This is a genomic window from Maribacter sp. PR66 (assembly GCF_028464205.1).
GTDB classification, from domain to species: domain Bacteria; phylum Bacteroidota; class Bacteroidia; order Flavobacteriales; family Flavobacteriaceae; genus Maribacter; species Maribacter flavus.
In genome coordinates, this window is record NZ_JAQPCH010000012.1 from 103,142 (window position 1) to 113,440 (window position 10,299).

Consider the following 10,299-nt stretch of genomic DNA (forward strand, 5'->3'; position numbering starts at 1 on the left):
TTTTGAAATCATGAAGATGTCCTTAAAAACCGTAATCGCGGTTTCCTTGATTCCCCAAATTATGCTTGTAAAATGGTTGGGCCAAAACACAGATTTCATAGAATCCTATTACAGCATGGGGCTGTATCCCCATATATCCGGATTTTTCAGATGGCTCTTTGGTTGGATTCCTTTTTCCGTGGGCGACCTACTCTATTTCCTTCTAATATGTACAGTCATTTTTTACTTATACCGACGATGGACTTTTATCAAAACACAAAAACTGAAGTTTCTAAGGGATGTGCTGATGGTGCTGTCCATTGCCTACCTGACATTCCATCTGGTATGGGGATTTAATTATTATCGCAGACCGCTATCGGAGAAATTGGGTTTGACCGAAACCAAGGATTATCGAGAATTATTGGACTTTACGGAAAGGCTTATCCAAAAAACAAATTCCATACAAGAATATGTGGTTGGCGATACCCTTGAAAAAGTGAACATTCCCTATTCCCAAAATGAAATGTTTCAAATGAGCATTGAAGGTTATCATGAGCTTGCCAAGGAATTCGGTTTTTTGGGGTACGAACATCCAAGCGTGAAAACCTCACTTTTTAGCACCGGACTCACCTATATGGGCTACGCGGGTTACTTGAACCCATTTACCAATGAAGCCCAGGTAAACGGCATCCTGCCCAATTTTAGGTTTCCCATTGTCACCGGACACGAAATTGGCCATCAATTGGGCTATTCAGCCGAAAATGAGACCAATTTCATTGGATACTTGGTAACATCAAAAAACAAGGACCCCTATTTTCAATATGCAGCATATGCTTATGTCATGGGATATTGTCTCAGCGATGTACGGCGTGGAAATAGAGAAACTTTCGACCGAATGTTCCAAAAACTCAATCCAGGTGTCCGGGCCAATTTTGAGGAAATGGCCCTGTTTTGGGAACAATATGAAAACCCCTTGGAACCCGTATTCAAATCGATCTTCAATTCCTTTTTAAAGGCGAATAATCAAGAACAGGGTATTAGAAGTTACAACGGGGTGGTTTCCCTTGTGATAGCCTATCACAAAAAATATCCGCTTTAGAATACCCGCAATTTTAAAATTAGCTAACCAAAACGAGTAAAACCTTTAGCAATTTGATACTATTTATATCAATTTGTTATAAAATTTTCCAAATTTTAATAGCTGTGTTCAAAGTCACACAATTTGGCCGTTTTAAGTGTTAAAAAAAACTAAAATCATCGGATAGCAGGGATTAAACCTTAATTTTAAAAAGACTAATCAAACGAACTCAAAATGAAAAAACTTATTTTTTCACTATGCCTATTTTGGTGTGGTGCCCTCCTCTTTTCTCAGGATTACTTCCCTGAAAGTGAAGGCGTGAAAGCGAACAACAATAATTTTACGGCCTTTACGAACGCCAAGATTTTTGTGACCCCTACTGAAGTCATTCAAAAAGGAACGCTGCTCATCCAAAACGGCAAAGTGGTCAATGTTGGCGCATCCGTAACACTACCACAAAATACAATCGTGGTGGATTTAAACGGAAAATCGATATACCCTTCCTTTATAGATATTTATTCCAAGTTTGGGATAGAACAACCAAAGCGGAGCAGTGGTGGAAGACGTTCCCCGCAATTTGAGCCCACTCGGGAAGGGTTTTACTGGAACGACCATATCATGCCCGAAAACGATGCCATTGGCAGTTTCAAGTATGACGAAAAAGAAGCGAAGGAATTGATTGAAGCGGGTTTTGGTGCGGTGAATTCGCATACCCACGATGGAATCGCTCGGGGTACGGGTGTACTCATCGCCCTGAACAATGCGGGTACAGATGCCAACAGGGTACTGGATGATAGATCCGCCCAATATTTTTCGTTGGAAAAGAGTGTTACCAAACAACAGTCCTACCCCACCTCCCTAATGGGTGCGCTAGCCTTGTTGCGCCAGATGTATAGTGACGCAAATTGGTATGCAAACGGAAATGCATCCACAACGGATCGATCCTTGGAGGCATTAATAAAAAACAAGGGACTGGTCCAAATCTTTGAGGCCAAGGATAAGGGCAACGACCTACGTGCCGATAAAATTGGGGACGCCTATGGTATTCAATATACCATTCTAGGCGGTGGAAATGAGTTTGAGCGCATTGATGAAATAAAGGCCACCAACGCCAAGTTCATAATCCCCTTGAATTTTCCGGATGCCTATGATGTTTCCGACCCTTATCAGGCAGGGTATGTATCCTTGGAGGATATGCGCTACTGGAACCAGGCCCCCACCAATCCGAAAGTGCTGGCCGAAAATGGGGTCACTTTTTCCCTGACACCCTACGAACTAAAATCCATGTCAAAATTCAAGGATAACCTGATGAAGGCTATAGAATATGGCCTACCCAAAACTAAGGCCCTAGAGGCGCTAACTACGGTTCCTGCCGAAATATTGGGAAAATCAAATGTACTTGGAACCCTAAAAAAAGGGGCGCATGCAAACTTCCTGATTACATCGGGCGATATTTTTGACAAGTCCACGACCCTTTATGAAAACTGGGTACAAGGGAATAAAAATAGCATCAACAATAAGGACATCACGGACATACGGGGTGACTATACCCTGACTACCGAAGGTAAAACCTATGATATTTCCATAACTGGCGAACTCGCAAAGCCCAAAATGGAGGTAAAGCTGGATACCGTAAAACTGGATTCAAAAATATCCTATGAAAATGATTGGCTGACCTTTTCTTTTTCCGCCGATAAAGGTGCCAAAACCTACCGGATGATAGGAGCGGTGCTTCCGGATACCGACAATCTTTCCGGCAGGTTGATATTGCCGGACGGAACGGAAACCTCCTTTATGGCCAACAAAAAATCAGGTTTTGAGGAAAAATCCAAAGATGACAGCGATGCTTCCGATGCTCCCAAGGTAATGCCGGTTACCTTTCCAAATGTGGGCTACGGCTATACCTCCAAACCCAAGCAGGAAAATTTGTTGTTCAAAAATGCCACGGTCTGGACCAGTGAGGAAGCGGGAATTTTGGAAAATACGGACGTGTTGGTCAAAAATGGAAAAATCGCTAAAATAGGCACCAATTTGGGAGCCAGCGGCGCCAAGGTCATCGATGCCACAGGCAAACACCTAACTGCCGGAATCATTGACGAACACAGCCATATTGCGGCACTTGCTGTCAATGAAGCAGGTCATAATAGCTCGGCAGAAGTGAAAATGGAAGATGTTGTAGATCCTGAACATATGGGAATTTACCATAGTCTGGCGGGTGGGGTTACTTCGATTCAGTTATTGCACGGTTCCGCAAACCCCATTGGGGGTCGTTCGGCCATCCTAAAATTAAAATGGGGTGAGGAAGCGGATGGTCTTATCTACGATAACTCCCCCAAGTTTATAAAATTTGCCTTGGGCGAAAACGTAAAACAGTCCAATTGGGATAGCTACTCCCGTTTCCCGCAGACGAGAATGGGCGTGGAGCAGGTGTTCATGAACTATTTTCAACGTGCCAAAGAGTACGACGAAAAGAAAAAAAGCGGACAGCCTTATCGTTATGATGAAGAAATGGAAGTATTGGCAGAAATTATCAATGGTGAACGGTTTATTTCATGCCATTCCTATGTACAGAGCGAAATTAATATGATGATGAAAGTTGCGGAGCACTTTGGGTTTAGGGTCAATACCTTCACACATATCTTGGAAGGATATAAGGTAGCCGATAAAATGGCCGAGCACGGTGTTGGGGCAGGAAGCTTTAGCGATTGGTGGGCCTACAAATACGAAGTAAAGGATGCCATTCCCTATAATGCCGCCATCATGCATTCACAAGGTGTCACGGTCGCCATAAATAGTGACGATCGCGAAATGATGAGGCGTTTGAATCAGGAAGCGGCTAAAACCATCAAATACGGAGGTATGACGGAACTCGAAGCTTGGAAAATGGTTACCATCAACCCGGCGAAGCTCCTTCATCTGGATGATCGTGTGGGTAGTATCAAGGAAGGAAAGGATGCTGACCTTGTTTTATGGTCCGGCAATCCATTATCAGTGTATACGAAAGCCGAAAAAACCATCATTGAAGGTGCCACCTACTTTGACCTGGAAAAGGACAAGGCCCAGCGGGAAGCTATAAAAAAGGAACGCAACGAGTTGGTAAAAATGATGCTGGAAGAGAAGGCCGGAGGCAAAAAGACCCAAGGTCCAAAACAAAGTGTAAAACAAACGTTCACTTGTGAAACGCTTTAAAATTCTAAAAACGAAAATAGTTAGTAAGATGCAAAAATTAATAATTATACTTCTGGCAACAGCAATGTATTTGCCAAGTAACGCCCAACAGACCCCAGCCTCCAAACAGACCGAAGCCATTACCATTGAAGGCGCTACGGCACATTTGGGCAATGGAGAGGTCATTGAAAGTTCATTGATCATGTTCGAAGATGGCAACCTCACCTTTGTGGGGGATTCCAAAATGAAAATCGCCCGAAAAGGAAAGGTCATCGACGCAACAGGAAAACATGTCTATCCCGGATTCATTGCCCCGGCAAAAACCTTGGGACTTATTGAAATCAATTCCGTACGTGCCACGGACGACCAGGACGAGATCGGGGAACTGATTCCTCATGTGCGCAGTCTCATTGCCTACAATGCGGAATCCAAGGTGGTGGAAAGCATGCGGCCCAATGGTGTCCTAATTGGACAAATTGCCCCATCTGGTGGAAGAATTTCCGGTACGTCCTCCATAGTTCAGTTCGACGCGTGGAACTGGGAAGATGCGGCAGTCAAGGTTGATGATGGCATACACCTAAATTGGCCTAGAAGTTTCCGCCAAGGACGTTGGTGGATGGGCGAGGAAAGAGGCTATCGACCCAATAAGGACTATATTAAAGATGTGGAAACGGTAGTCACCTTTCTAAAAAATTCCGCTGCATATGGTAAAGGGACCTCAACCGAGATGAATCCGGCATTTGCGGCAATGCAAGGTGTGCTGGAGGGGTCTCAGAAAATGTATGTATATGCCGATGGGGAAAAGGAAATCATAGATGCCATAAACACGCTAAAATCAAACGGAATCAAAGAAGTTGTACTGGTAGGAGGGTATGAAGCCTATAAAATAACCGACTTCCTTAAAAAGAACAATATTCCCGTTTTGGTTCAGTTTACCCACAATCTTCCCGTTTTTGATGACGACGATTATGACCTTCCTTACAAACTTCCCAAACTCTTGGTGGACAGTGGCCTGTTGGTTGGTCTACAAAACAACGAAGCGTCCAATTTCCAAACCAGGAACTTGCCTTTCTATGCTGGCCAAGTGGGGCAACAGGGATTGGATAAGGAAAAGGCCTTACAGTTGATTACCGGGAATTCCGCTAAGATTTTGGGCATTGATGATAGTTATGGTACTCTGGAAGTTGGTAAAAGTGCCACACTTTTTATTTCGGAGGGAGATGCCTTGGACATGCGCACCAACCAGTTGACCCATGCGTTTATTGATGGTAGGAATATTTCCCTTGAAACTCACCAAACCGAATTGTGGAAACGATACATGGGCAAATATGAGGGGGAATAAATCGTTTCTAAAAAGATAAAAGTGTACATTTAAGTCGGTAGGTATCGACTGAATTGGAAATGAACCAAATAAAAACAAAGAGGCCGTCTAAAAACATACGACTCTATTCATATGTCACATCGAGCGCAGTCGAGATGTTTCTGTCGACCTTTCTACTGCGCTCAAGAGGACAGAAACTATAATCAATCTAATTACTAGATTAGGAATCTGATTATAAAAGTGTACATTTAAGTCGGTAGGTATCGACTTTATTGTTAGCGAATTAAGTATCAACAAAAGCTCGGTATGCTATCGGGCTTTTTTGTTTGTGTAAATAACAACCTTCCGTATGAAAAAAATATTCTTCCTAGGTCTATTGGTTTTGTTTTCCTGTAAGAAAAACAAAACATCGGAAAATGCTTTGGAATTGGCCGGTCTTAAAGAACCCGTAGAGATAGTGCGGGACCAATGGGGCATCAACCATATTTACGCCAATAACCAACACGATCTTTTCTTCGCCCAAGGGTACGCAGCGGCGGCGGACCGACTTTTTCAATTCGAAATATGGCGTAGACAGGCAACGGGTACCGTGGCGGAAATTCTTGGGGAACGTGAATTGAAGCGGGATATTGGCACCCGACTCTTCCAGTTTCGAGGAGATATGGAAACGGAAATGAACCACTATCACGAGGATGGCGTAGAAATCATAACCGCTTATACGGATGGGGTCAATGCCTACATTGACGAAGTATTGCAAAATCCTGATAGCCTGCCCATAGAGTTCAAAATATTGGACATACTGCCCCAAAAATGGACGCCAGAAGTGGTGATATCCAGACATCAAGGCTTGTTGGGAAATATCAATGACGAGTTACAAATTGGTAGGGCGGTCGCAAAACTGGGACCGCAAGTGACGAAGAAATTATTTTGGTTACACCCCAAAGATCCTGACTTGACCATCGACAAAAAAATTAACAAGGAACTCCTGTCCCAGGATATTTTGGAGCTTTACAATGCCTATAGAAAATCGGTAAAGTTCGCCCCTGAGGATATTAAACCCGAATATAGAGGCCAGGAGGTCGCTGATGCTTTTATTGAAAGTCAGTATATAAATAGGGATTCCCTGTCCATTGGGAGTAATAATTGGGTAGTCAACGGTAGCCGTACCAAGAATGGCAACACCTTTATGGCCAATGACCCGCACAGGACCATTGCCGTACCTTCCTTGCGCTATATGGCCCATTTGGTCGCTCCGGGTTGGAATGTTATTGGCGGCGGGGAGCCCGAAATCCCGGGAATATCAATAGGGCATAATGAATATGGAACCTGGGGGTTGACTGTTTTTGAAACCGACGGTGAAGACCTTTACGTGTACGAACTCAATCCTGAAAATCCGAATCAATATAAGTACCAAGGAGCATGGGTGGATATGAAAACCATTCAGGAAACCATTAAGATAAAAGGGCAAAAAGACACCATTGTCAATCTACACTACACCCAGCACGGCCCTGTAACCCTAATCGATACAAAAAACCACGTTGCCTATGCCGTTCGTTGTGCTTGGTTGGAGCCTGGAGGCTCCCCGTACTTGGCATCCTTACGAATGGACCAGGCCAAAAATTGGGAGGAATTTCGGGAAGCCTGTAACTACAGCCATATTCCCGGGGAAAATATGGTCTGGGCGGACAAAGAAGGGAATATCGGCTGGCAAGCTGTTGGCATCGCCCCTATCCGAAGAAATTTTAGCGGATTGGTCCCGGTTCCCGGGGATGGAACCTATGAATGGGACGGTTATCTGCCCATTGTTGAAAAACCGAACGACCATAACCCTGACAAAGGCTTTATTGCCACCGCCAACCAAAATGTAACACCAACCGATTATGAACATTGGGATGCCATTGGCTTTTCATGGTCGGATCCTTACAGGGGTAACAGGATCGAAGAGGTTTTAAGTAGTAAATCGGACTTTACCATGGAGGATTTTAAAGCCTTACAAACCGATTATGTTTCCCTTCCGGCAAAGGAACTTGTTCCCTTGCTAAATAAAATTACGTTGGACGGTACCTACCAAGAGGCCAAAACGAAATTGGAGGATTGGAATTTTACATTGAACCCGAATTCCATTCCCGCGGCCATCTATGTAACTTGGGAGGATTCGTTGGCAGAAATGATGGAAGATTTGGTCATTCCCAAAGAAGCAAAACATATTGTGACCTCCTTGCAACTTAAAACAATCATTGACTTTGTTTCACATCCTAAAATAGTTTTTGGGAGCGATACAGAGGGAAATAGAAACGAGTTGTTAAAAAAGTCCTTTCAACAAGCCATCGATAACCTGGAAAACAGATTGGGTCCAGATATGGAAAAATGGCAGTACGGTCAGGCAAAAAACAAACACGTATATATAGAGCATGCCTTGGGGAAAGTTGTCAACAAAGCAATGCGTGACACCCTTTTCAATCTAGGCCCTTTGCCTAGGGGCGGCAGTGGTACGACACCGGGATCAACAGGCGGTAATCTCAACCAGTCGAGCGGTGCCTCCTTCCGGATGATCGTAAATACCGGGGATTGGGATACTGCACAAGCTACCAATGGCCCGGGGCAATCCGGCAATCCTGAAAGTCCTTTTTATAGCAATCTGTTTGAACCTTGGGCCAAGGACCAGTATTTTCCTGTCTATTACACTAAGCAAAAGGTTGATTCCATAGCGGTTGAGCGTAAGAGGTTTCTACCCTTTGATAATTAGTCAGAAACGTTCACAAATTATTTAATGTCGTATTTGCGCAACTTTCAATGAGGTAGGGGAAAATTCGCCTGAAAGAAAATAACTTTTTTTAAAAATAAATGGTTTCCATTATCTAGTTGCCCATCTTGTACCTAAATACGCCATTGGCAAATAGGCTCCAACCAAATCCAAAATAGTAAACCATACTGGCCCGTTCAACATTGTGATATTAATTATCCCTCCAATCAAAAAGAAAACCCCAATTATCAAACCTATGGATAAAGGACGTGCTGCTGCGATTTTGGCGGCTACAAATGCACCGACCAAAGTTCCTAATGCGTGAGCGAGAAAAGGAAATATAAAGTGTTTTGGTTGAAACAAGTGTATTGTCGCTTTCAATCCTTCCATGGTTGTAATATCTCCTCCCTCCGGCGGCGGTATTATAGAACCGCTAATCATGACAATACCCATATTTACGATGCTTCCTACTAAAACTCCGGTAATTACTGCTAATATATTTTTAATAATGGGGTTCATTTTTACTTTTATTTAGATATGAATGATAATCGTTTACTTTATAGCAAAACCAAGATAGCATTTTATGTTCATTCCAATAATAAGAGATTAAATAGTAATCTTTTGCAAAAAGCAATTACAAAGTTTACCTTGTGGAAATAAAAGATACCAGCTCACCTTTTGTATATTTTAAATCTCTTGGTTCTAGGCAAATAAAGCCATCGGCACGGGACAAACTCGTTAAATCACCCGAGCCATTCTCCACCACCGGTGTAACCTGGAGGCAGCTGTCCAGCCAATGCGTACGTACCTGAATAAACCGGGTCAAGGGAGGTTTAATATCAAGTTCAACAGTCAATTGAGCATATTGATTTTCTATTTTGATTCCCCAGGAACGAAACAGCCACGGCAAAAAATATAAATGATAATTGGCAAAGGTCGATACCGGATTCCCGGGGAAGGAGAATATAACGGTATTGAATTCCTTATGGATCCCGAACCAAAAGGGCTTTCCAGGGCGCTGCGCCACCCGGTGAAATAGCTGCTCCACACCTAGAGTTTCCATCACTTCCGGTATAAAGTCGAACTTACCTTTTGATACGCCACCACTCAACAACAGGACATCATTTTCACGCAAGGCGGATGAAAGACCATCTTCAATACTTTTTTTATCGTCCAAAAGATGCAAGGAACTTCCCTCGATTCGCAAATCGGATAGGGCCGATACCATGGTAAAACTATTCGATTTTCTAATCTGATGGGGTTCCGGTAGTACATCAACATCCACCAATTCATTCCCTGTAGCGATGCTGCATACGCGTGGGACCTTTTTCACCAAGACATTCGATTTTCCCACTGAGGCCATCACCCCAATTTCGGCAGGGGTTATTTTGGTTCCTTTCGACAATATTTGGGTTCCCTTGCTTTCGTCGCTCCCTTCATAGTGAATATTCTGACCCTTGGTAACCGTTTCATTGATGGTTACACGATTATTCTCAATGGTTAGATGCTCGTACATTATGACCGTGTCCGTGTGCTTGGGCAATACGGCACCCGTCATGACTTCGATACAGGCCGTTTCATCTTGAAGGGTACATTGTGCCATACCAGCACTGGCAATGTTTTCAATACGCAGTGTTTCAACTTTGCCTATAACAGCATCAAATTGGATAGCAATTCCATCCTTGGTTACGCGGTCGAAAGGAGGGAAATTCCTGTCAGCATAAATGGGTTCGTCTAAATACCGACCCATACTATCCATCAAAAGTACGTGTTCACTCCCTAAATTCAGGGGATGTTCCAATACCTTTTGCAATGCTTCCTTAAATGTAATCACTGTTGTTTATTTTTGGCTTTTGGTTGTTGGTTGTTGGTTGTTGGTTGTTGGTTGTTGGTTGTTGGTTGTTGGCTAATGAAATAATTTTTACCTCTTAACTCTGCATTCTTCGCTGTTAGCCTTTAGCCTTTAGCCTTTAGCCTTTAGCCTTTAGCCTTTAGCCTTTAGCCTTTAGC

At 43.4% G+C, this 10,299-nt stretch carries 6 protein-coding genes; 4 read left to right on the plus strand and 2 right to left on the minus strand.

Annotated elements, in window-relative coordinates:
- Positions 1-16: 16 nt before the first annotated feature.
- From PP181_RS16780 to PP181_RS16795, 4 genes are all read left to right on the plus strand, one after another.
- On the plus strand, positions 17-1,078 hold the full coding sequence (locus tag PP181_RS16780; protein ID WP_330072501.1) for a DUF3810 domain-containing protein: 1,062 nt from the start codon (positions 17-19) through the stop codon (positions 1,076-1,078).
- Positions 1,079-1,291: 213 nt separating this feature from the next.
- Entirely contained in the window at positions 1,292-4,246 is a 2,955-nt protein-coding gene (locus PP181_RS16785; RefSeq protein WP_272637935.1) for an amidohydrolase family protein, read from the plus strand.
- A 28-nt stretch (positions 4,247-4,274) separates the two neighbouring features.
- The gene (locus PP181_RS16790; protein WP_272637936.1) at positions 4,275-5,567 is read left to right on the plus strand and encodes an amidohydrolase family protein; all 1,293 of its coding nucleotides are present in this window, start codon (positions 4,275-4,277) and stop codon (positions 5,565-5,567) included.
- A gap of 328 nt (positions 5,568-5,895) precedes the next feature.
- Positions 5,896-8,292, plus strand: a complete 2,397-nt coding sequence (locus PP181_RS16795) for a penicillin acylase family protein (protein WP_272637937.1) — start codon at positions 5,896-5,898, stop codon at positions 8,290-8,292.
- A gap of 108 nt (positions 8,293-8,400) precedes the next feature.
- On the opposite strand, the gene PP181_RS16800 is transcribed toward PP181_RS16795, so the two are convergent.
- Both PP181_RS16800 and PP181_RS16805 read right to left on the minus strand, forming a co-directional pair.
- A complete protein-coding gene (locus PP181_RS16800) occupies positions 8,401-8,808 on the minus strand; it encodes a hypothetical protein (RefSeq protein ID WP_154920793.1) in 408 nt (135 codons plus the stop codon).
- 124 nt (positions 8,809-8,932) lie between these two features.
- Positions 8,933-10,123 (minus strand): molybdopterin molybdotransferase MoeA, encoded by a 1,191-nt coding sequence (locus tag PP181_RS16805; RefSeq protein WP_272637938.1) that lies wholly within the window; start codon positions 10,121-10,123, stop codon positions 8,933-8,935.
- Positions 10,124-10,299: the final 176 nt, after the last annotated feature.